Annotated in this window: 23 protein-coding genes and 2 tRNA genes; 12 read left to right on the plus strand and 13 right to left on the minus strand. The window is 43.3% G+C overall.

Annotation, left to right across the window (positions count from 1 at the left end):
* The 3 genes from DBT_RS01250 (at position 1) to DBT_RS01260 (ending at position 3660) form a co-directional block, all read left to right on the plus strand.
* Entirely contained in the window at positions 1 to 909 is a 909-nt protein-coding gene (locus DBT_RS01250; RefSeq protein ID WP_083186531.1) for a DMT family transporter, read from the plus strand.
* Between the two features lie 13 nt (positions 910 to 922).
* Positions 923 to 2686, plus strand: coding sequence for a RiPP maturation radical SAM C-methyltransferase (locus tag DBT_RS01255; RefSeq protein ID WP_067615642.1), 1764 nt, complete (start codon positions 923 to 925; stop codon positions 2684 to 2686).
* A gap of 140 nt (positions 2687 to 2826) precedes the next feature.
* Positions 2827 to 3660: a hypothetical protein gene (locus DBT_RS01260; RefSeq protein WP_067615643.1), complete on the plus strand. Its 834-nt coding sequence runs from the start codon at positions 2827 to 2829 to the stop codon at positions 3658 to 3660.
* Here the strand turns inward: DBT_RS01260 and DBT_RS01265 are convergent.
* The 10 genes from DBT_RS01265 to ndk all read right to left on the minus strand — a co-directional run bounded on the left by DBT_RS01265 (position 3650) and on the right by ndk (position 12253).
* Positions 3650 to 4270 carry an ANTAR domain-containing response regulator gene (locus tag DBT_RS01265; protein ID WP_141674180.1) on the minus strand — a complete coding sequence of 207 codons (621 nt, stop codon included), beginning with the start codon at positions 4268 to 4270 and terminating at the stop codon, positions 3650 to 3652. The genes DBT_RS01260 and DBT_RS01265 overlap by 11 nt on opposite strands.
* Positions 4271 to 4294: 24 nt before the next feature.
* Positions 4295 to 4368 (minus strand) — tRNA-Gln (locus DBT_RS01270).
* Positions 4369 to 4547: 179 nt separating this feature from the next.
* Complete coding sequence (gene amrB / locus DBT_RS01275; protein ID WP_279614729.1) at positions 4548 to 5354, minus strand: AmmeMemoRadiSam system protein B; 807 nt, start codon at positions 5352 to 5354, stop codon at positions 4548 to 4550.
* Positions 5351 to 6412: a mechanosensitive ion channel family protein gene (locus tag DBT_RS01280; RefSeq protein WP_067615645.1), complete on the minus strand. Its 1062-nt coding sequence runs from the start codon at positions 6410 to 6412 to the stop codon at positions 5351 to 5353. Before DBT_RS01280 ends, amrB begins: the two co-directional genes overlap by 4 nt.
* Complete coding sequence (locus tag DBT_RS01285; RefSeq protein WP_067615647.1) at positions 6399 to 7562, minus strand: ATP-binding protein; 1164 nt, start codon at positions 7560 to 7562, stop codon at positions 6399 to 6401. The genes DBT_RS01280 and DBT_RS01285 overlap by 14 nt, the downstream gene beginning before the upstream one ends.
* On the minus strand, positions 7559 to 9580 hold the full coding sequence (locus DBT_RS01290) for a hydantoinase/oxoprolinase family protein (RefSeq protein ID WP_067615649.1): 2022 nt from the start codon (positions 9578 to 9580) through the stop codon (positions 7559 to 7561). The genes DBT_RS01285 and DBT_RS01290 overlap by 4 nt, the downstream gene beginning before the upstream one ends.
* A gap of 339 nt (positions 9581 to 9919) precedes the next feature.
* On the minus strand, positions 9920 to 10411 hold the full coding sequence (locus DBT_RS01295; protein ID WP_067615652.1) for a YfcE family phosphodiesterase: 492 nt from the start codon (positions 10409 to 10411) through the stop codon (positions 9920 to 9922).
* Entirely contained in the window at positions 10389 to 10799 is a 411-nt protein-coding gene (locus DBT_RS01300) for a methylated-DNA--[protein]-cysteine S-methyltransferase (protein ID WP_244155271.1), read from the minus strand. The genes DBT_RS01295 and DBT_RS01300 overlap by 23 nt, the downstream gene beginning before the upstream one ends.
* Positions 10800 to 10848: 49 nt before the next feature.
* Positions 10849 to 11859 carry a thiamine-phosphate kinase gene (gene thiL, locus DBT_RS01305; RefSeq protein WP_067615654.1) on the minus strand — a complete coding sequence of 337 codons (1011 nt, stop codon included), beginning with the start codon at positions 11857 to 11859 and terminating at the stop codon, positions 10849 to 10851.
* Positions 11840 to 12253, minus strand: a complete 414-nt coding sequence (gene ndk, locus DBT_RS01310) for a nucleoside-diphosphate kinase (protein ID WP_067615656.1) — start codon at positions 12251 to 12253, stop codon at positions 11840 to 11842. Before ndk ends, thiL begins: the two co-directional genes overlap by 20 nt.
* Positions 12254 to 12706: 453 nt before the next feature.
* Between ndk and DBT_RS01315 the strand changes: the two genes are divergently transcribed.
* The gene (locus DBT_RS01315; protein WP_067615658.1) at positions 12707 to 13084 is read left to right on the plus strand and encodes a DnaJ family domain-containing protein; all 378 of its coding nucleotides are present in this window, start codon (positions 12707 to 12709) and stop codon (positions 13082 to 13084) included.
* A 1-nt stretch (position 13085) separates the two neighbouring features.
* Here the strand turns inward: DBT_RS01315 and DBT_RS01320 are convergent.
* A tRNA-Leu gene (locus DBT_RS01320) sits at positions 13086 to 13173 on the minus strand.
* Between the two features lie 69 nt (positions 13174 to 13242).
* Here DBT_RS01320 and DBT_RS01325 point away from each other — a divergent pair.
* Positions 13243 to 14214, plus strand: coding sequence for a bifunctional riboflavin kinase/FAD synthetase (locus tag DBT_RS01325; protein WP_067615660.1), 972 nt, complete (start codon positions 13243 to 13245; stop codon positions 14212 to 14214).
* Positions 14215 to 14256: 42 nt separating this feature from the next.
* Here DBT_RS01325 and DBT_RS01330 read toward each other — a convergent pair whose 3' ends face one another.
* Both DBT_RS01330 and DBT_RS01335 read right to left on the minus strand, forming a co-directional pair.
* Positions 14257 to 14442 (minus strand): 4Fe-4S binding protein, encoded by a 186-nt coding sequence (locus DBT_RS01330; protein WP_067615662.1) that lies wholly within the window; start codon positions 14440 to 14442, stop codon positions 14257 to 14259.
* A gap of 107 nt (positions 14443 to 14549) precedes the next feature.
* Positions 14550 to 16001 (minus strand): cobyrinic acid a,c-diamide synthase CobB, encoded by a 1452-nt coding sequence (locus tag DBT_RS01335; protein WP_067615664.1) that lies wholly within the window; start codon positions 15999 to 16001, stop codon positions 14550 to 14552.
* A 252-nt stretch (positions 16002 to 16253) separates the two neighbouring features.
* Between DBT_RS01335 and DBT_RS01340 the strand changes: the two genes are divergently transcribed.
* The 7 genes from DBT_RS01340 (at position 16254) to dsrP (ending at position 22433) form a co-directional block, all read left to right on the plus strand.
* Positions 16254 to 16757: a hypothetical protein gene (locus tag DBT_RS01340; RefSeq protein WP_067615665.1), complete on the plus strand. Its 504-nt coding sequence runs from the start codon at positions 16254 to 16256 to the stop codon at positions 16755 to 16757.
* A 101-nt stretch (positions 16758 to 16858) separates the two neighbouring features.
* Entirely contained in the window at positions 16859 to 17398 is a 540-nt protein-coding gene (locus DBT_RS01345; RefSeq protein ID WP_141674181.1) for an RsbRD N-terminal domain-containing protein, read from the plus strand.
* 43 nt (positions 17399 to 17441) lie between these two features.
* Entirely contained in the window at positions 17442 to 18425 is a 984-nt protein-coding gene (gene dsrM, locus DBT_RS01350; RefSeq protein ID WP_067615667.1) for a sulfate reduction electron transfer complex DsrMKJOP subunit DsrM, read from the plus strand.
* An 18-nt stretch (positions 18426 to 18443) separates the two neighbouring features.
* Positions 18444 to 20063, plus strand: a complete 1620-nt coding sequence (dsrK, locus tag DBT_RS01355) for a sulfate reduction electron transfer complex DsrMKJOP subunit DsrK (protein ID WP_067615883.1) — start codon at positions 18444 to 18446, stop codon at positions 20061 to 20063.
* A complete protein-coding gene (gene dsrJ, locus DBT_RS01360) occupies positions 20056 to 20442 on the plus strand; it encodes a sulfate reduction electron transfer complex DsrMKJOP subunit DsrJ (protein ID WP_067615669.1) in 387 nt (128 codons plus the stop codon). Before dsrK ends, dsrJ begins: the two co-directional genes overlap by 8 nt.
* On the plus strand, positions 20433 to 21263 hold the full coding sequence (gene dsrO / locus DBT_RS01365; RefSeq protein WP_067615671.1) for a sulfate reduction electron transfer complex DsrMKJOP subunit DsrO: 831 nt from the start codon (positions 20433 to 20435) through the stop codon (positions 21261 to 21263). Before dsrJ ends, dsrO begins: the two co-directional genes overlap by 10 nt.
* Positions 21264 to 21275: 12 nt before the next feature.
* Entirely contained in the window at positions 21276 to 22433 is a 1158-nt protein-coding gene (gene dsrP / locus DBT_RS01370) for a sulfate reduction electron transfer complex DsrMKJOP subunit DsrP (protein ID WP_067615673.1), read from the plus strand.
* Positions 22434 to 22532: the final 99 nt, after the last annotated feature.

The following is a 22532-nucleotide window of genomic DNA, read 5'->3' on the forward strand; positions in this document are numbered from 1 at the left end:
GTGGTAAACATTGTGTCTCCCTGGTTCGGGCTTGCCCTTATAGCTGCCCTTTCAACTGCAATTACAGATACAATTTTAAAGGGCGCTTTAAGCAAGCTCGAACCAGGGGAAATGGCGTTGGTGCGATTCTTGGCACCACTGCCATTGCTTTTGCCATCTATATTCCTGCAAGATATCCCAAGACTCGATTTCCGGTTCTGGCTCACCTTAACTAGTTTGGTCCCATTAGAGATACTCGCGATGCTCCTTTATATGAAGGCCCTCAGGATGTCTGAGATGTCTCTTAGCATCCCAATGCTCGCCTTTACTCCGAGTTTTATCGTTGTTACCGGTTGGCTCATACTGGGTGAGACGGTTAGTACAAGGGGATTTTGGGGGATTATGAGTACTGTTTTCGGGGCATATTTACTACATTTGACCCCTGGGAAATCAGGGCCTTTTGAGCCTTTTAGGGCGCTTTTAAATCATAAAGGCTCTAGGTATATGTTGGCGGTATCGCTTATTTACAGTGTGACTTCATGTTTGGGAAAGAGGGCAATATTGTATTCATCTCCCCTTTTTTTTGCCCCATTTTATTTTTCATTCCTGGGCATAATTGTTCCCCTATTTTTCTCCCTTTATTGGAATGAAAATGCTCTAAATAGATTGGGAGCTAAGTTTGTAAATGGCGGGATTAGGATGTGGGGTGCAGTTATAAGCATTGGAATCTTACAATCTATTATGGTATATTCCCATATGCTATCAATAAGTCTTTCAAATGCTGCCTATATGATAGCTGTGAAGAGAACGAGTCTACTATTTAGCATATTATTTGGCGCCATTTTTTTTAAGGAGGGCCCGCTTCTACCCCGGGGTATTGGTGGGATATTTATGCTTTTAGGAGTGTATTTGGTAGCGACTTCTAAGTAATGGAAAAATCATTATGAAGTGTGTCCTTATTGCCCCGCCATGGCCGTTATTTAATAGGCCTTCAATCCAGTTGGCCTGCCTTAGCGCATTTCTCAAGAGACACGTTCCAGAGATTGGCTGCGCGGTCTTTCATCCGTACTTAGAACTTTATCAAAAGATTGGGCTCAGGCTCTATGATGTTATTTCAGAGTCTAGCTGGATAAGCGAGGCCTTTGGTGGAATGTTGCTTGAACCAGGCCATGAGCAAAGCCAGATCTGGCTTATAAAAAAGAGCCTTGGGAGGCGCTCAAGGAGAAGGCTATTCAATTCTTCAAAAGAAATCCTCAAGGTGAGAGACTGTTTAAAGGAGACCCTAGATGTTTTTTTAGAAAGACATGATTGGTCTCAATATGATCTTTGTGGGATTACAGTGAGCCTTAATCAGCTTACCTCTGGGTTATATCTTGCAAGAGAGATTAAGGCACTTGCTCCAAGCATTAAGGTTGTTATTGGAGGGGCAGGTGTTCCAGAGGAAGTGGGACAAGAATTATTATCTCAATTTGAATTTATTGACTATATAGTAAGCGGTGAGGGAGAAAAGGGGCTTTTGGAGATTGTTGAGGGGATAAAGAAGGGCAAACCAGCTCAACGAGGAGTAATCCGTGGTGAGATAATTGAGGATTTAAATGAACTGCCAATACCAGACTTCACCCCCTATTTTGCCGAGTTGGCAACTCTTCGCCCCTCTTTACGGTTTTCTCCAGTCATACCCGTAGAATTTTCAAGGGGATGCTTTTGGGGGAGATGTTCATTTTGCAATCTAAATGTTCAGTGGAAGGGCTACAGGCGCAAGTCCTGGCAGAGGCTACTAAAAGAGGTGGACTTCCTTTCTAAGAGATATAAGACCTTAGATTTTGCATTCATGGACAATGCCCTTCCTCCAAAAGAGGCCAAGGAATTCTTTGATCAAGTTTCTTTATTGGGAAGAGATTTCAATTTCTTTGGGGAACTTAGGGCCTCTTTTTCGAGAAAAGATGCCCATTTGATGAAAAAGGCCGGTCTAAATATTGTACAGGTTGGAATTGAGGCACTGAGTAATAGTTTGTTGAAGCGCCTTAGGAAAGGAAGGACGGTAATGGACAATTTGGCCTCAATGCGGCATCTCCTTGAGGCAGGTATAGAATTACAGGGAAACCTTATAATGGACTTCCCCGGGACCTCTCAAGAAGAGGTCGAAGAGACCCTCAGCATTTTAAAGTATGCTAAGTATTTTAGGCCACTTAAGCCAGTATCCTTTTGGCTTGGCTACGGTAGCCCCGTGTTTAATGATCCAAAATCTTTTGGAATAAAGGCTAAAAGACCCCATCGGTTCTATTCTAGGATTTTCCCAGGTCGCACTTTTGATGTGACAATGGTGTGTGAATACAGCGGGACTCTAAAACAGGATAGAATGCTCTGGAAACAAGTTAGGGAATATATACAGGACTGGCAAAAATATTGGGTTGATGCATCGAAAAATGGTCCACCTCTAAGTTTTAGGGACGGAGGTGATTTTGTCCTAATCAGGCAGGTTATGTCACAGGGCCAGGTGCTTCACCATAGATTATCACAGGCCTCGAGGTCAATCTTCTTAGATACCCTTGAACCTATAGCCTTGGAAGAGCTCATCCAGCGTCATTCAGGGATTTCACCAGAGAAGATCCTGTCCTTTTTAAAGGAACTTCAACAAAAGGAACTGATATATTGTGATGGAAATAAAGTGCTCGGATTGCCCGTACGAATAAGGGAAAAATGGTAACTTTTGAGTTAAAATCCTAAGTAGAGACCAAAATGCTTATTTGGATTCATTCTTTCATTTTTGGCTGTTACCTATGGTCTCCAAGAGGCTGAGTTGTTACGAAAAATGCCTTTGAAAATAGTCATACGGAGAATACATGGATGGCAAAAGATTGTATGAATTCTGCATGGTTTAAAGAACATAGGGACTTTTTTGTAACCAGAGTCGTCCAAGACTTTCTCAAGTCCTATGCTTATTTGGCGAGTCTTGAAGATGCCTTTTTTCAAAAGGAACCTCTTTTTAGACAGCTCAATGAGCTTGTTGGGAATCAAGAGGAAAAAGGGATATTGTGGCGTCTTAAAGACAGGTGTCATCAATTGTGGAGAGATATTGATCCAGATGTTGACCCAGATGCCTTCTTTTTTGATTGGATGGTAGGCACGCTCTTTCACGAGGCAATGAAATTAAAAGAAAACGCCTATATGTTGGAACGATATGCACCATCTTATGAGATAGCTCTCATGAAGGTACCAGATGATTCCAATAGCAGAAAATATAAGCGATTTTTTGAGGAGACCCTTCAAGATATGGATCGAGGCATGGAGAGGATTAGATGCCTATATAAAAATGCCGCTCAAAGACTCCTACATTTGATAAAGAGAGAGCGTGAAAATGGGATATTAATTCGAATGCTGTTGGAAGACATAGAGCGCGCCCAGAAATTTCTCATGGAAAAAGGCGATTGTCTCCTGTCTTGGCTATTTCCAGAAGGTATACACCTTGCTTATCTAATTGCAGGAGAAAGTTACCTTGAAGGGGGATGGTACGTGGAGGCACGTATGTCTTTTGAGGAAGTCTTAAAGATCGCCCCCGATTGTTATGAGGCAAAAAAGGGGCTACAACTGCTGGAAAAACGATTAAAAGAAATGGCCCTATATGGAGCAGGTTATTTGGTAAAAGATAGGGTCAAACTAGTATCTTGTACTAGCTCATAACCTTGTCTGATGAGATTATAGCCTTGGCAAGGTCTCTAAGCTTTATGCGTTGGCGCCTGCTCTCCTTTTGCATCATGCTTAAGGCTTCCTCTTCGCTTATATTTAACCTTTTCATGAGGATACCTTTTGCCCTTTCAACCACCTTTCGAGATTCCAGTTCCTGAGACAGATTTTCAACTACGCCTTCAAGGGCATTGATCCTTTGGGCAGCAGAATATGCGAGTTCTACAGCAGGCACGAGATCATCCAAATGAACTGGTTTTACCAGATATCCCAGTACTCCACTTTCCTTGGCCTTTTCTACAAGTTTCTGATCTGCATAGGCGGTTACAAGAACGATGGGAATATACCCTTTTCGATTATTCTGATTTATCCTTCTAGCAGCCTCAAGCCCATCCATTCTGGGCATCTTGATGTCCATGAGGATGAGGTCAGGTGTGGTCTTGATTGCAAGGTCCATGGCTTGGATACCATCATGGGCCAAACCTACAATCCTGTAGCCAGCTTTTTCGAGGATGAGCTGAAAACCTTTGGCAACAGCAACATCGTCTTCAGCTATGAGAATATTGATTCCTTTGGATGACAAAGGGACACCTAGTGAACCATCCACCTTTACCCACCACACAAAAAAAACTGGCTGGGGGACTAGGATTCGAACCTAGATAAGCAGATCCAGAGTCTGCTGTCCTGCCGTTAGACGATCCCCCAGCAACGCCTCAATAGTAAAATAGGTTTTTGAAAAGTCAAGGGTGGCGATAGGATCAATTTGAGGTTTCTGTTCTAAACAGAAATTTTAACCATTTCCCTCTCTGGAACTGGCCAGAGAGGGAAATGTACGTGTTTATCCGTTTGGATTTTTGGCTAATCTAAAATGGGGAATTTCAGTGTTATTGGATTATAAAACTCGAATATCCCACAACCTGCCTGTAGTCACCTGTGATGTCACCACTGGTTGCATATTTGATGAGCCTGGCCTTTGTGGCTCCAAGGCCCATGGCAGCTACAAGGGTTACCACTGTTGGGATAAATCCACACATGGTAATTTGGTTTAATAATACCGTATTATATAGACCTTCAGGATCCATGGAAAGAATGCGTTCTATGGCCAGGCGGTCTTTTTCGTTGGCTACATCACCGGATTCGTAGTGGGTCATGTCAGTACTTGCCACAATGAGCACATCGAGGTCTGTCTCTGAAACGGCTCGACTGATAGCTTCTCCGAGCCTTCTGGATTCTTCGAATGAAAGACGAGAAAGGCAGATGGGGCAAATCTTTAAGTCATTTTGTTTGTACTGCAGGAATGGCACCTGGACTTCAAGGGAGTGTTCATAGAGGTGTGCCTCTACGTCTTCTTCAGCTTCAGGATAATATTCAAGTATTCGTTTTGCCAACGGAGAATCGATTGCAACATCTCCCATGGGCATTTGCCATATACCTTCTGACATGACAGAAATAGGCGCACCAAAGCCTGTATGATTGGGTCCAAGAATGATACAAGTAGGAGGAATCCTGATTTTTGAGAAAACGGCTCCTGCTACATGTCCTGAATACATATATCCAGCATGAGGTGATATGACTGCCACGGCCTTTTCATTGCCACTTTGATCTCCCATGAGTTTACCGATTTCATAGTGAAGCCTATCAGGATCTCCAGGATAAAATTGGTCTGCAACAGCGGGTCTTCTTAAAATCATTTCAAAGCCCCCTTCTTAAAGTATACGTGTACATCCCTTTGGGGGAAGGGTATTATAATGCCTTTTTCATTAAAAAGCTTATAAATACTTTTTAACATGTCGTGTAGGGCAAGGCCTTTTTCAGCAGGCCTCCTAACCCAACAGAGCAGCTCAAGGTCAATTGATGAGTTGGAAAATTTCCTTATTCTCACGCGAGGTGCAGGGTCTTTTGAGACCATTGGATGGGAATTTGCCAGGTCAAGGAGGAGTTTTTCTACTTGATCGAGGTCTGACCCATATGCCACCCCAACAGGTACCCTCAATCTAAATCTAGGTTCTGGTGCACTTTCATTGGTGATTTTGGCATTGGCAAGTATTGAATTTGGAATGGTGATCATCACATCATCTCGTGTTTTTATCTTGGTAGAACGTATCCCAATATCTACAACTTCACCCCGTTCCCCAGAATCCAGTATTATGTAATCTCCAACTTTAAAACTTTTATCTGCAAATATACTGATCCCACCAAAAAAATTGGCTAGCGTATCTTTTGCTGCCAGAGCCACAGCAATACCTGCTATTCCTGCAGAGGCAAAAAGGGGTGTGAGATTTACCTTCCAGAGGGAGAGAACAAAAAAGATGCCTAAGGCAATTAGACTGATTTTGGTAATATTTTTTAAAAGAAAGAAGATATTTTGTCCGAATTTTTCTCCTCTGTGGATCTTTTCAGAACTTTTTTGGATTGCCCAAGTTGCTATCTTGAAAGAGGTAATCCACCAGACTAGAGCGAGAATGGTTTGAAGGGACTTTAGAATAATCTCATTCCAAGGTTCCTTAAGGTCTATATAAAGTCTCGCGTGGAGGCAGCCAATTATAAATACTGTCCATATGATCGGGGCATGTAAAAAACACAGTAGTTCGTCATCATATGTGTATTTTGTCTTTTTTACCAGACGATTTAATATCTTAGTGAGGATAAGATCTACAATCTTTGCGCCTATTGAATAGAGGACGACGATGACAAGGGCCTTAAGCCCTGGAATAGAAATAATATACTGAAGCCACTCAGCTTTTCCCATTAAGATTTACCCCTATCTTGGCTCTTCGAATGGCCCTTCTTCTTTCTTCAGAAAGAAGCATTTGCACTGTAGTGCCAGTACCATACTGGGAGTCAATAATTATGTCCCCTAAAAGTTCATCTATTATTCTTTTGGAAATAGTGAGTCCCATTCCAATGTGTCCTGTTTTTGTCGTATAGAATGGGTCAAAAACCTTTGGAAGGGCCTTTGGGCATATACCCATGCCATTGTCTTTGATTATTATGCTGCATGAAAAACCATCTGTATCTGTAGACGATATCCCCACCTCAATTTTGTCTTTTTTATCCAATTGATTGTAGGATTCACAGGCGTTTTCAACAACGGGGACTACGGCCTTAGGTAGTAATTCCTCATCAACAAGTGCCTTTTTATTAAAGTATACTTCAGAAATATGCCAATTAACTCCCGTAGAAAATTTCTGTGCAGTTTCTTCAACTGGCTCTTTGATGCAGTTGACAACGTCGTTAACAGTCACATGCCTTGGTTTTGGACGTGGAAGTCTGATGAACTCTGTGAGTTTAGAGAGAAGGAGCTCTAGTTTTGAACATTCATGTAAGATAATATCTACATATTTTTTCTGTTTTTTTTCACCCAATGAACTGATGCGTCTAGCAAAGCCTCCAATGGATAGGATAGGATTTCTTATCTGATGGCTTATATCCTCGAGCATTCGTCCCCAAAATATGAGTCGTTCATTCCTTTTTAAAATTTTTTCAACATTTTTGAGATTCGTAATGTCGTGTATTGTGAATACCAATCCCTGTTTATCCTCAATAGGACAGATACTTGTTGAAACGAAAGCAAAAAAACGTCTTCCAGCAAGATCCCTCAATAGGGCCTCTCCCTCAAATTCTCCATAACTCTTGGTAATTTCCAAAATATTTGGCAAGAAAACTTCATGGTCTTCTGGCAAGAACAGAGATTTGATTGGTAGTCCTTCAAGGGCCTCATGTTGGTATCTTACGCTACAGTGGTAGTCTCTGTGATCGGTTACCTTTTTTGTATTCACTTGGGGGCAGAAGATCTCTTTGGCCTTAGTATTGGATAAAATTATGTTCCCTTCATGGTCCACTATCAATATGGCACAATTGATGCTTTCAAGGAGCTTTGCCACAAAATCTGGGTTCATTGACAATACTCCATGAATAAATGCCCCCCCTTTATTGTTATTACCCAATTTTGGGGGCAAAGAATAGTGGTATAATCATCTAGGATGAGGGCAGGTCCCTTCACTGTCATTCCTTCCCTAAGTTTTGATCTTGAGAGACAAGGTGTTAAATAACTGCCCTCTTCAAACTGTATGGGGACTTTGTCAATGTATTCTTCAGAGGATAGGCCCATAAAAGAGGAATAGAAGGTACTATTCCAGCTCTCTCCTTCCTCGGAGTGGAAAGTAAGCTGAACTCTGAGATTTGTCACTTCAATTTCTTGCTCTTCCATGGAGTAGCCATATAGGCGCTCGTGTGTTGCGTGGAAACGTTCTACCCAATCATCATCATATAAAACTGGTATCTCATGGGATTGCCCCCTATACCTTGCTTCAATTATGGCTTTTTCATCAATATTTTTTATATAATCTCCGGCAGCCCCATTTAGACCTGATGAATCCATGAATTCTTTTAAGAGCCTATTTTTTAATGTAGATAGGGCCTCTTTTATAATTTTTTTATTAAATTGGGCCTTTTTCAAGAGAAGAGTGGTCTCTCTTTCCATTGTAATAGATGAGTTGGCCATCCCCATGGCTGAAAATACCCCACCAAATGCAGGGAACAACACTTTTTTGATACCAAGTTCTTGGGCAATATGGGCTGCATGAAGTCCACCAGCGCCACCAAAAGTCACTAGAGTAAAGTCTCTTGGGTCATAGCCCCTTTCTACTGATATGCTTCTGATGGCTTGGATCATGTTGGTATTTACTATTCGTATAATACCCAAGGCAGTTTCTAGAGGGCTCAGGCCAATTTTTTTTGCAAGTGCTGAAAGCCTTGGATTTATACGGTCTTTAAAGAGCTTCATCCGTCCGCCTAAAAAGGCCTCTGGTCTGAGCCTCCCGAGGAAGCAATTTGCGTCAGTTACGGTTATCTGTTCACCTTTCCCGTAACAGACGGGCCCTGGGTTCGCACCTGCGCTTTGAGGACCTACTTTAAGGATTCCTCCTTTGTCAATCCAGGCAATAGAGCCGCCTCCTGCTCCCACTGTATGAATATCGATCAAAGGGACAGAGACCGGATAACCTTCAATGGAATATGATCGTGTATAATTAAGTTCTCCAGGGCAAATGGAGCAGTCAGTGGAGGTTCCACCCATGTCAAAGGTGATGATATCTTTTAGACCTAGGGCCTTTGAAAGGGCCCAGGCCCCTTGTACTCCTCCTGCTGGTCCAGACAGTAGTGTCTGGATAGCATAGTCTTCTATAAAAGAAGCAGGCCCAGCGCCCCCGTTTGATTGCTGGATGAGGACAGATGCACCTTTTAAGTAGTTCTTAAGCCTTTTTACATATCCTCCTACAACTGGTCCAATATAGGCATTTATTAAGGTAGTAGTAAGGCGTTCGTATTCCCTAAACATTGGGAGGACTTTTGAGCTGATGGAGCAATGTAGTCCACTTTCTGAAAGGGCAGATAGAATCAGTCTTTCGTGGGAGTCGTTTGCATATGAGTGAAGAAAAGAACACGCCACACTTTCGGCCCCTTTGTCCCTTATAAATTTTAGGGCCCTTTTAATCTCTTTTGTTTCCAACGGAATTAGAGGTGTCCCTTCCCAGGTCATGCGTTCGTTTAGTCCCAATATATGGTCTCTGGGAATAATGGGCCTCTTTGGTTGGAGAAAAAGGTCGTATAATTTTTCCCGTGCCTGTCTTCCAATAAGTAGACAGTCTTCGAATCCTTTTGTTGTAATCAGTACTGTACGAGCTCCCTTTCTTTCAATAAATGCATTTGTGCCAACAGTTGTCCCGTGTATGCACTCAATATGCTGGGGAACTTCACCATTAAATATGGCGCGAATTCCCTCAAGAATGGCCTTTGTAGGGTCTTCTGGGGTTGAAAGGGTCTTCCATCTCGAAAAAGAACCATTGGGTTCCCTTATTACGAAATCAGTAAAAGTTCCTCCGGTATCAACTCCAATGCGTATTGAGGACCTATTCATTTTCTAATCCCTATAGCTTGGTCTAAATAATCTAGTCATACTACACGACACTACATTCTGCCAATTTGTTTAGGTAGAAGGAAGAAGGTAGAAGGTAGAAGCCTGGCATTGCTGATCCTGTTGCCTGTAGGCCTACGGGTAAAGCCTGGCAAACCCTACTACCAGGTTCCACCCAGTGGCCGATAGGCAGTAGCATCAGCAACTCCTGCTTCTCCCTTTTTCCTTCTACCTGTTACACCATTCGCCATTCGCTATTTCTCCCCTCACCCTCTTTTCACCAGAATATTTTTTCATGATTACAGCACATTATGCCGGTGTCGTGTTGTATGTAATCTAGTATTAGAGGGCAATGCGCCTGACTGCTCCTTCTTTTAGGTCCAGCATGGCCCAGCCTGGTGGCTCTTTTTTTCCAAGTATTTCTCCTGGATTAAGTAAGAGGATATCTCCTACCATTTCTTCGTGCCACCTGTGGGTATGGCCAAAGAGGCAAATATCGTATTGACCTGTCTTTGCTAGTGCATATGCATAGTGAGGGTCATGGACAAAGGCGATTTTCTTACCCTCTATGGTAACTTCTCCAAGGTGACCATGGTGGACTACCTTGCCGTTCATTGCACCTACCTTTTTTAGAAGTAGGTACTGATCTCCTGGATTGTTTCCGAAGACTAGATGCATAGTACCAGTAAATTCCTCTAATTCGTCTAGCATAAATGAGGAGACTAGATCTCCAAGGTGGATTATAAGGCTTATTTCATGATCCGTAATCGATTTGATTGCCTTTTGCATGTTCCATACGTGGTCGTGACTATCACTCATTACAGCTATTTTCATGTTCGAACTCCAACAGGACTGATTTTATTTCCTGGCCTTGTGAGAATCCACCAAGGCCTCCGCCTTTTTTTAGCACACGATGACAAGGGATTAAAAGGGGGATTGGATTATTTTTAAGGGCACGTCCCACTGCCCTGGGTGAAGGACAGCCAATTTTTTGTGCAAGGTCCTTGTAGCTCAAGGTCTTGCCAAAAGGAATTTTTCGAGTTTCGTTTAAAACTTTGTGTTGAAAAGGGCTACAAGAAGACAGATCACAATTATATTTAATGTTTCCCTTTAATATTTCTATAAGTTCACTGCAGGGGGTCAGGTGCGGTGGAGTTTTTTCTGAAATGGAAAGTAATACTCTTATTAATAAATCGTCCCTATATAGAAACTCTACCTGCAAAAAAATTCCCCTAGAGATGGGGTAATGTTTTGTCTCGATACAAATGTTATTATCTGTGTTCATATCCAAGTCGGCCGATTTCCCTGAGTTTCCCGCGGGAGTCTTTTAAGAACACACCTTTACCTTCTTCCACGTAACCTATCTCATAGGGTGGCCTTTTGAGTAATTTTGACGCTACTTTTTTTACTTCTTGGGCCTTGTGGGGTGGAGTAGTCCAGATGATTTCAAAGTCTTCACCACCTGAAATTGCAAAGTCCAATGGTCGAACATGCGCTGCTTTTGAAAGCAGTCTTAGGGGTCTTGAAATTGGAATAGCAGACTCTTCAATTATGCAACGGACTTTGCTTCTCTCACAAATGTGCCAGAGATCCGTGCTCAATCCATCTGAGACATCTATCGAGCTTGAAGCCAGATCCAATTCTAATAATCTCCTGCCAAGCCCCATAGGATAACTGGGATCTAGATGGCTTTTAATGAGATATTTTAATGGGTTGCGCGGGATTGGTGGTTTTATCCTGTTTTGGAGCAGGAATAGTCCCCCCTGTGAGTCTCCGAGTGGTCCGGAAACGAAGATCCTGTCTCCTGGCCGCGCCTTAGCCCTACTGAGGAATTTCCCTTTGGGGACCTCTCCAATTAGGGTGAGGGAAAAAAAGAGCCTTTCCTTTGCACTCACAGTATCTCCACCAACGAGGCCAACCCCCTCTCTCTTAAGGGAACTCAATAGGCCCTTAAAAAAGCTTTGATAAAAAGCTGTGGAAAAATCACTCCTAAAACCTAGGCCTAAAAGCGCCCAAAGGGGCCTTCCACCTGCGGCCCCTATGTCGCTTAAGTTAGAGGTAGCGAGTTTTCTTCCAATGAAATACGGAGTGGTATAGGAGAGATCAAAGTGTACCCCTTCCACCATGCAGTCTTTGGTTACTACAAGATCAGCCTCCTTGGTTGGCCGAAGTATAACACAGTCATCGCCGATGTCGGTTATTACAGATGTAAGGGGTGTTTCACTGCTGACCTCTTTTTTAATGATTTCTATGAGCTTGAGCTCAGTGGATCTCGAGTTCACTGAAGAAGTATGCGATTTCTTTTTGGGCGTTTTCTGGAGAATCAGATCCATGGACAACATTTTTTTCTATGTCAGTTGCAAAGTCAGCCCTTATGGTCCCAGGCTTGGCCTCTTTGTAGTTAGTAGCTCCCATGAGATCCCTATTCCTTTGGATGACGTTTTCGCCTTCGAGTACCATAACTACGATTGGACCAGAGGACATAAAGTCTGTTAGACTGTCGAAGAAGGGTTTTTCTTTGTGTACAGCATAGAAACCCTCTGCCTCTTTTTTGGTTAGATGGAGCATCTTCATGGCGGCAATTTTGATACCTTCTTTTTCAAAACGTTTAATTACTTCACCTATGAGTCCGCGCGAAACGCCGTCTGGTTTGATAATTGATAGAGTCCTTTCCATTTTTTTCTCCTCCAGCAGTTTTTTGAGGGCAAAAGATAACACCTAAATCCTGAAATTGGCAAGTTTGCCAGGTCTAAAGCCAGGGTACTGTTAAAGTTTTGAGTTTTGAGTGATGAGTTTTGAGTTAAAGGAAGAAAATATTTTCAAAAATGCTAGAAATATAGATATTTCCCGTGAAAAATACGTGCTTCCCGCTCTTTACATGAGGTAGAAGGAAGAAGCAAGCACTGCCCACACCAAAGCCCAGCGGCCAACTGGGATCGGTCCTGAAATCTTGAATCTTGAATCTTGAATTTTCTTCTCCCTTCTCCCTCTTTTACCGTTTCATCCTGCGGGGTGTGCTAATTAGTACGTGAACGTTTATGGTGTCAAGTGTGGGTAAAGGTCATGGGTGAGTGGGGTTTTGACTTTAAAATGGTGAAATGGTATTTTCCATCTTGAGGAGAGGTCCAGATGTTCATCTTTCAGAAGATCGCAGAGCAGAGGATTCGCGAGGCCATGGAAAATGGGGCCTTTGAGAATTTGGAAGGTAAAGGAAAGCCACTTGTTTTTGAAGATGATTCATTTATACCCCCTGATCTTCGAATGGCCTATAAAATTCTAAAAAATTCCGGTTTCCTTCCCCCTGAAATAGAGGCAGAAAAGGAGATACAAAAAGCAGAAGACTTGTTACAGGGGCTAAGTGATGAGAAGGAACGATACAGGCAGGCAAAAAAGCTAAATGTCTTAATCACCAAGGCCAATATGCTTAGAAAGCGCCCAATTAATCTTGAGAAACACCAGATCTATTATAGAAAGATCGTTGAGAAGATAACGGTCAGAAAAAAATGACTGGTGCCGAAGGGGGGAGTCGAACCCCCACGGGCGTAATGCCCACTAGATCCTGAATCTAGCGCGTCTACCAATTCCGCCACTTCGGCAACGAGCTAAAGCTAATTTACATTTGTATACTTGCAGTTGTCAAGGAGGTCCATTACCATCTTTGCATTATGCAAATTTTGAGGTCACTTGAGGAAATAAAAAGACCATTTTTTAGGCCAGCTGTTACAATAGGTAATTTTGACGGCGTTCATCTCGGTCATCAGGCCCTTTTTAAAAAGGTGGTAGACCTTGCCTCAAAAAGGGACGGGGATACTATCGCAATAACCTTTGAACCTCATCCTTTAAAGGTATTGAGGCCCAAATCATCATTAAAACTAATATCCACCTTTGAACACAAGGCTGAGCTCATAAAAAAGGCTGGAATAGAATGGCTCTTGTGTTTGCGGTTTGACAAAGAGTTGGCATCTACTCCTGCAAGGGAATTTGTTGAAAGGGTTTTTGTCAGAAAGATAGGGGTGGAGGACCTGGTGGTGGGCTATGATTATGCCTTTGGAAAGGGCCGAGAGGGTGACAGAGAATTTTTGAAGACCATGGGGGACATCTTTGGATTCAAGGTTCATGTGGTGGATCCTGTAATGATAGATGGGGTGATAGTTAGCAGTACTAAGGTGAGAGAATTGGTCTCCAATGGAGAGATGCGCAGGGTTTATAAGCTCCTAGGGCGCTATTACCAGATTAGAGGCGTGGTACGTGTAGGCAAGAGGAGAGGAGGTTCGGTTGTAGGTTTTCCTACTGCCAATCTCGTACTAGAAGAAGACGATCTATGCCCCAAGGTAGGAGTGTATTGCGTCCAAGTAATATTAGATAGCCAGTGTTTCGGAGGCGTTATGAACATTGGCTATAATCCCACATTCGGAGATACGGGCTTGAGTGCAGAGGTACATATATTTGATTTTGATAAGGATATTTACGGAAAGGCTATCAAAGTAAATATAATTCAGCGGATTCGAGATGAAAAGAAATTTAGTGGGCCTTTAGAACTCAGAGAACAAATCTGTAAGGATGTAGAGACAGCAAAGTTAATACTAGCAAAGGAGCAAAATCTCACAAGGGCGTGTTTGGATGAACAAGATGATTAATTGGGCAGGACCTTAAGCCCTGCCCAATTTTCTTTTTCATCACTAGACTTCTTCAACAGTGATGGCGCCTGTGGGGCAGACCTCTACACAGGTCTCACAACCAAGGCAGTCTTCAGCACGAGTTGCAACTGGTTTTCCGTCCTCAAAATCATAAACCTCTGCTGGGCAAGCGTTGACGCATTCTTCATCGCCTTGGCATTTGTCGAGGTCAATAGTGATTTCAAACATGGCTAATCCTCCTTATTTTTTTCTTGTGGCGGTCTTATAAAAATTCAGACAGCCATATAATCAAAATGCTGTATAGACGATTACTATTCTTTTTGTCAAGACCTATTTTACCTGGCTTGAGGAAGCCAGGGCAAAGGCCTCGGCTCAGCACGAAGTCCAGAGTAAGAGGCAGCAACTCTTGTGAGTCTTATACCAAAATCCTTTTGCTGAAGGGCATGCACGTGAGTATATGTGGCAAAGAGATTTTTATATAGTACGCCCTCTTCCTTGCCATCGAAGCCATGACCTCTCATCACTGAACAAGAAAGAACGCTCTTTTGGAGAGTGTTTATTTTTATTGGTCGAGAGTAATGAAATTCATGGCCTTTTAGGGTGAAGCCTTCTTCATAAAAAGGGGTAGGCCTCTCTACCTTGAGAATGCTATATCCATGTCCTTGTGGCCTCTTTTCCACCAAAAAATCGTAGTCTATTGCTCCCACCATTGGATAGGTGTTCCCTTGGTGGGTAATGCTTCGACCGAGATACATCAATCCTCCACACTCTGCATAGACTGGCAGCCCATTTTCAATGGCCTCTTTAACCGATTTTTTGAAGGCCTCGTTTTTTGAGAGTTTCTCTGCCTGGGTCTCTGGAAAGCCGCCACCAATATATAGAAGGTCGATATCAGGAAGTTTTGGTGTATTTATCGCGCTTATGAACTCTATTTGTGCCCCGTTTTTTTGTAAGGCCTCTAGGTTTTCAGGATAATAAAATTGAAAGGCCTCATCCATAAGAACCCCAATTCGGACTCTTTTGGGCTGAGTGAGACAGTGAAAAACAGACTGGGCCTCTAGTCCATCTGATAACGCTAGAGGACCGGCGCTTTTTGCAATATCTATTACAGCATCGATGTCGATATTTTCCTGTATCATCTTGGAGACAGAGCTGATGCTGTTTTCTGCATCTGGGTGTTCTTCTACTGGAGTTACACCAAGGTGACGCATGGGCATGGGGTCTTTTTTGAACCTCGGGATTACGCCCAGGACCTTGATCCCAGTATAGGTCTCAATTGATTGTCTTACTATTCTCTCGTGCCTGGCCCTAACAATGTGGTTGAGGACAATTCCCTTTATCTTTACATCTGGGTCCAAATTTTTTAGGCCTAGGGCCAGAGCAGCAGCAGTGCGGGTCATCTTTGTACAGTCTAGAATTACAATCACAGGTGCATTAATGAGTTTTGCTAGTTCTGCTGTGCTAGAGGTTCCCTCTATGTCAACCCCATCGTAAAGTCCTCTGTTACCCTCGACTATGGCAATGTCAGCCCCTTGGGCCCTTGAAATGAAAGATGCCTTTATGGTCTCATTGTCCATGAGGAATGGGTCGAGGTTGTAGCATGGGCCTCCTGAGGCCAGTTTAAGCCATTTTGCATCAATGTAGTCTGGCCCTTTTTTGAAAGAACTGACTTTTAGACCCAAATCTTTAATGGCTCGTGTGATGCCCAAAGAGGCCACAGTCTTACCTGCTCCACCTCTGAAGGCTGAAATTACGATACGTGGGGTGTAAAGATATTGTTTATCCATATTGGGCAACTTTTGTTCATTGAATGATACTTGTCAACAGGAAATTTGTGTGCTTTTTCACGGTAATATACTACAATTGTCTAGTATTAACCCAAATTATGCAATTGGCGAGTTGCCCACGATGCAAGGGGGACCGGTTTGCCTCCTTTTGCAGTGCATAATTTGTGATTAAGGCACGTCAAAGGTGTAAGGATGATGGTGGGAAAAGATTCAAAATTCATGATTTGGGATTATTCAAATTAGGAGTTTCAAATGAAGACCATTCCTGTCTATCATGAATTTTTAGTAAATGGCCATTCAATGGCTGAAGGTAAGGAAAAGATCAAGAGATTTTTTGACCATTATGAATTGATTTCCTATAGTGAACTTTTTTACTTGGACAAAGCTATATTAAATGGCAAACAATCTGCTTTTTGGGAGAGGCTCGCCTCCAGTGAGGAGGTCAACAGGAGGCTTTTGAGGGACTGGATTCAGGAGATGAAAGGCACTGGGGTAAAGAATCTAGAAGATCTTGAAATGTTGCCTCAGGGTTATCCAAGTAAACTTTTTCACACAATAGCCCATGTTTTAGACGGTTTTTTTGGGGTAGATTCGCACTTTTTTAATCTTATAGAGGACTCTCACTGGGTGAGCCAAAGGCTTAAAGAATTAATTAAGAAAAGTCCTGATTCATATTGGTTAATTACAGTAGAAGTAACCCTTGCGTATGGCTTTCAAGGGTTTGAGAAAAAAGCCCCAAGAAATATAGAGAGTTAATCCAATAAAGATTGTGTCTTGACACACAAGAACAACTTTAATATAGAATGACTCTCAATTCATCGTGAATCTTGTTGAGGGGATTTTTGGGAGAGGTACCTATGGCAGAGGCTCAAATGAGGCTAAGAGAAATTATAAGAACCAAGGAAGCGGATATCCTCAAGGAGTGGAAGCAGACACTGCTTGATACATATCCCCAAGATGCCGTTAAATTTATTCAAGGTCAGAAGAATCAATTTGCCAATCCTGTGGGGCACATTTTTGATACGGGGCTCACAAAGTGTTTTTCCAATCTCATCTTCACCGACGATAATGAAGGGGTTAAGGAATCTCTGGATGAAGTAATACGAGTGAGGGCAGTACAGGATTTCTCGCCAGCAGGGGCTTTGGCATTCATATTCGATCTAAAGGGTATTATCAGGGCCTATTGCCTAGAGCAGATAATGAAAGAAGACCTCTTGGAAGAATTGTGGCGTCTGGATGCGAGGATTGATGAGGCTGTGCTCATCGCATTCAATATTTACGCCTCTTGTAGGGAAGAGCTTGCTGAAATCAGGGTCAACGAGGTCAAAAGTAACGTTTACTTCCTGTTGAGGAAGGCAAAGATGCTGGTAGAGGAGTCTCCTGATAAGGGAGTTTAATATATTAATTTAATTTAAAGTCTTATAAAGCGAGGTAGATGATATGAGAGTTGTCATGCCTTTATTCTTAGTGGTTGGCCTGGCACTGACTGCATGGGTTGGCTGGGCTATTCATCTTCAAGGATTATTTGGTGTCCTGGTTCCTTATTTGGCTGCCCTGATTTTTGTGGTTGGATTTTGTGTGAAGGTGGTAGACTGGGCCAAGTCTGCCGTACCGTTCAAGATTCCGACCACAGCTGGCCAGCAAAAGTCATTGCCGTGGATCAAGCACGCAAAGATTGAGAGCCCATTCACCACAGGTCAGGTGATCCTCAGGATGTTTTTCGAGGTCTTTTTCTTCCGTTCACTCTTTAGAAACGTGAAGGGTGAGCTGAGGAGTGGACCAAGTCTTATTTACGGTCCGACCAAGTGGCTATGGCTTTCAGCGATTATGTTTCACTATGGATTTCTCATGGTCATACTTCACCATCTGAGACTTGCGACATATCCTGTTCCAGGTCCCATCGCATTGCTTGATAAGATAGATGCAATGTTCCAGATCGGTGCTCCACCTATCTATCTTAGTAGTCTACTCCTTCTCATTGGGGTTGTTGCCTTGTTTTTGAGGAGAGTTCTGATACCTCAGGTGCGCTACATTTCGCTTGTCAATGATTACTTCCCGCTGTTCCTTATTTTTGGAATAGTGGTGAGTGGTATGCTCATGCGCTATTTTGTTAGGACTGATATTGTGGCAGTAAAGGCACTTGTCATGGGTCTCGTCACGTTCCACCCTGTGGTACCAGAGGGGATTGGGGCAATTTTCTATATTCATTTGTTCCTCGTCTGTTGTCTCTTTGCCTATTTCCCCTTTAGTAAGCTCATGCATATGGGCGGTGTCTTCATGAGCCCGACTAGGAACTTGCCTAATAACAACAGGGCAGTTCGCCATGTGAATCCATGGAATCCAAAGGTAAAACTCCACACCTACGAGGAGTGGGTTGAGGACTATAGGGATAAACTCGAAGAGGCAGGAATACCAACAGATTAATAAAAAAGGGTGAGAGATATGGCAGTACCAAAACCAAACGAACTTTTAAAAATAGATCATAAACCTCCCAAGAAATGGTGGATGGATACAAAGCCCACTTTTAGGCCTGGGACATATAGTTATCCATCCAAGCCAAAGAACATTGAGATCCTGGACATGTGGAATCCTAGGGAGTGGTCGCCAACTGATGAAGATTGGAAGCTCCCAGAGGATTGGAAGGAAAGGATTCTTGAGGGTTTCAGAGATCTGTTGAAAAAGTATAGATCTCTGAAGGTATTCATGGACATATGTGTTCGTTGTGGAGCCTGTGCAGACAAATGCCATTTCTTCATAGGTTCCGGCGATCCTAAAAACATGCCAGTTCTACGCGCCGAGCTTATGCGGTCGGTTTACAGGGGAGAATTTACTAAGGCAGGTCAGATCCTTGGGCGTTGGGCTGGGGCGCGTGAACTGACATACGACGTCGTAAAGGAATGGTTCTATTACTTCTATCAATGTACCCAGTGTAGGCGTTGTTCTCTGTTCTGCCCATATGGTATTGATACAGCCGAGATCGACCTTGCAGGTCGCCATCTGTTGAATCTAGTTGGTTGTAACATAAACTGGATGATGGAGCCTGCGGCAAATTGTTACAAGGTTGGAAACCATATTGGTATTCAACCTCATTCCTTAAAGGACATGATCGACTTCTTTGTGGAGGATATTGAAGACCTTACTGGGGTAAAGATAGAAGTTCCCTTTATGAAGAAAGGGGCTGAGGTCCTATTCGTGACACCTTCAGGTGACTTCTTTGCCGACCCGGGTACTTACACCTTCATGGGCTATCTCATGCTTTTCCATGAGATAGGCCTTGACTATACCATGAGCTACTATGCAGCTGAGGGTGGTAACTTCGGGTTTTTCACAGGTACCATTGAAAATGCAAAGAAATTGAATGCCAAAATATATGCTGAGGCAAAAAGGCTTGGTGTAAAGTGGATACTAGGCGGTGAGTGTGGGCACATGTGGCGTGTGGTCCACCAGTACATGGATACCCTTACCGGGCCAGCTGACTTCTTGGAAGTGCCCAAGTCTCCCATTACTGGTACTGTGTTTGAAAACGCCAGATCTACTAAGATGGTCCACATTACGGAATTTACTGCAGACCTCATCAAGCATGGTGCCATCAAACTAGATCCAAGCAGAAATGCAGGTATAAAAGCCACGTTCCATGATTCCTGTAACCCATCACGCGGTATGGGATTGTTTGAAGAGCCGAGATACGTGCTCAAGAACGTGGTTCCAGAATTCTATGACATGCCTGAGGATACAATTAGAGAAAAGACTTTCTGCTGTGGTAGTGGATCAGGTCTCAATAACGACGAGTTCATGGAAATGCGCATGAGGGGAGGACTCCCAAGGGCCAATGCAGTTAAGTACGTGCGCGACCGTTACGGCGTCAATACCCTGAGCTGTGTTTGCGCAATTGACAGGGCAGTCTTGCAGCCATTGGTCAATTATTGGGTACCAGGAATAACTGTTACTGGTGTGCATGAACTTGTCGGCAATGCCCTTGTGATGAAGGGTGAGAAAAAGCGCACTGTCAACTTAAGACAGGAGCCCATACCAGGAATGGAGGAGGAAGAAGGAGATGTATGATTCAGGTAAGGTCATCATAGGACTCGTAATATTTGTGGCGATAGCTACCTTCCCATTTTGGTTTGGTATGGGCAAGGCTGCACCCATGCCAGAGCCAGTAATCATGACCAAGGGCCAAAAGTGCGTAGAGTCCAAAGATTACATGCGTGCCTCCCACATGTACTTATTAAATGTGTGGAGAGATCAGGCCTTGAGGGATGGTAATCGTGTATATGAAAATAAGCGTGGGGAGAAGGTTACTATTTCGCTCCAAAATACCTGTATGAAATGTCATTCCAACAAGGAAAAGTTTTGCGATAGGTGCCATGACTATGCAGAAGTAAAACCCTATTGCTGGGATTGCCATTTCGTCCCGAAGGAGAGTAAGCAATGGAATTAAAGAGAAGGGATTTTCTAAAAATAGTAGGTGGATCTGCCTTGATAGGGGGGAGCGCCATTTCGGCGTTGGTTGAAGAGGCAGGAATAGCCCACGCCAGTCCCCACGAGGAACATGGCCATAGTGCCGAGGAAGATCACGGCCATGGCCATATTGAAGAAGCATCGGGGATCCGTTGGGCGATGGTTGTGGATATGCGTAAATGTTCTGAGCAGGAAGGGTGCAGAGACTGCATTAATGCATGTCACTACGTCCATAATGTGCCAAACTTCCCAGATCCAAAGGAAGAAGTTAAATGGATTTGGAAAGATGAATATCACCATGTATTTACAGACATCTCTACACTAGATCCCTATGTGCCAGAACATATTAAAAGGCATCCATTTTTGGTACTTTGTAACCATTGTGACAATCCTCCATGCGTGAGGGTGTGCCCTACAAAGGCGACCTTTAAGAGGCCAGATGGCATAGTCGCCATGGATTACCATAGGTGCATAGGATGTAGGTTCTGCATGGCAGCTTGCCCCTATGGCTCCAGGAGCTTTAATTGGCGAGATCCGCGATTGGGACTCAAGGGGAGAGAGCTAAACTACGAATTCCCCACAAGAATGAGGGGTGTTGTTGAAAAGTGTAATTTCTGCGTGGAGAGGTTAGCTCAAGGCAAGATTCCAGCCTGTGTCGAAGCTTGTAAACATGGGGCTTTGACCTTTGGTAATCTGGCTGATCCTAATTCAGAGGTGAGGGCTCTGTTAAGGGAAAACTATGCCCTTAGACGTAAGCCACAGTTAGGTACCAAACCATCTGTATTTTACATTATCGCATAAGGTGAGGGAGCCATGATAGAAAAAGCATTACAAGGTAGTTCAAGATATTGGACCTGGATAGGTTTCCTGCTCGTCTTAATCGGAGCGGGTTTCATAAGCTATCTTTATCAGCTTAAGACCGGTCTCGGCATAACAGGAATGAGTAGGGACGTGTCCTGGGGTGTTTATATCGCCCAGTTCACCTATCTCGTCGGTGTTGCAGCTGGGGCTGTTATGTTGGTTATCCCAGAGCTCCTACATGGCTATCATCCCTATAGACGTGTAGTTGTATTCGGAGAATTTTTGGCAATTGCTGCTGTCACCATGTGTTTGTTGTTCATAGTTGTGGATATCGGGCAGCCAGCAAGACTCTTTAATGTCCTTTTACACCCGACTCCCAACTCAATTTTATTTTGGGACATGATTGTCTTAAATGGGTATCTGTTAATCAACATTATAGTTGGTTATAATACCTTACTCTGTGACAAGAAGGGAATACCTGTACCCAAATGGGTGAAATTCTTTGCCTACGTTTCCATTCCCTGGGCATTCAGTATCCATACAGTTACTGCATTTTTGTATTCAGGCCTCCCAGGCAGACATGCATGGCTGACCGCTATAATGGCACCCAGGTTCCTTGCTTCAGCATTTGCATCAGGGCCTGCGTTGTTAATCCTGCTCCTCCTTATTGTGAGGAAGGTCAGTAAATACGATCCTGGTGAAAAGGTATTGCAGTCAATAGCAAAGACAATTTGCTACGCAATGATTGCCAACCTTTTCTTTGTGGGGCTTGAATTCTTCACCGCCTTCTACAGTAATATCCCAAGCCATATGCACGGATTGGAATACCTCTTTTTTGGACTTCATGGACATGATCAGCTAGTCCCATGGATGCAGACTGCAGGTGTGTTAGGATTTCTTGGGGTATTTATACTCCTGATTCCGCCTCTGCGTAGAAGGATTGGATTCCTGGCCCTTGCTTGCGCCGCAATAATTGCATCGACATGGACTGATAAAGGTGTTGGATTGGTTATTGGAGGATTTGTCCCAAATCCATTTGAAAAAATAACAGAATACCATCCAACCTTTCCGGAGATTACAATTGCCATCGGGATTTGGGCCGTAGGATTCCTTATACTCACTGTACTTTATAAGGTAGCGATCTCCGTTAGGGAGCAAGAGCTAAACTAGATAAAGAATTTCATAAATGTGAAATAAAAAGGCGGCCCTTTAGGCCGCCTTTTTGTTTGAGCTGTTAGCTCGGGAGTAATTGACACAGAATATTTTAAC

It is taken from the genome of Dissulfuribacter thermophilus, from assembly GCF_001687335.1.
GTDB lineage: Bacteria > Desulfobacterota > Dissulfuribacteria > Dissulfuribacterales > Dissulfuribacteraceae > Dissulfuribacter > Dissulfuribacter thermophilus.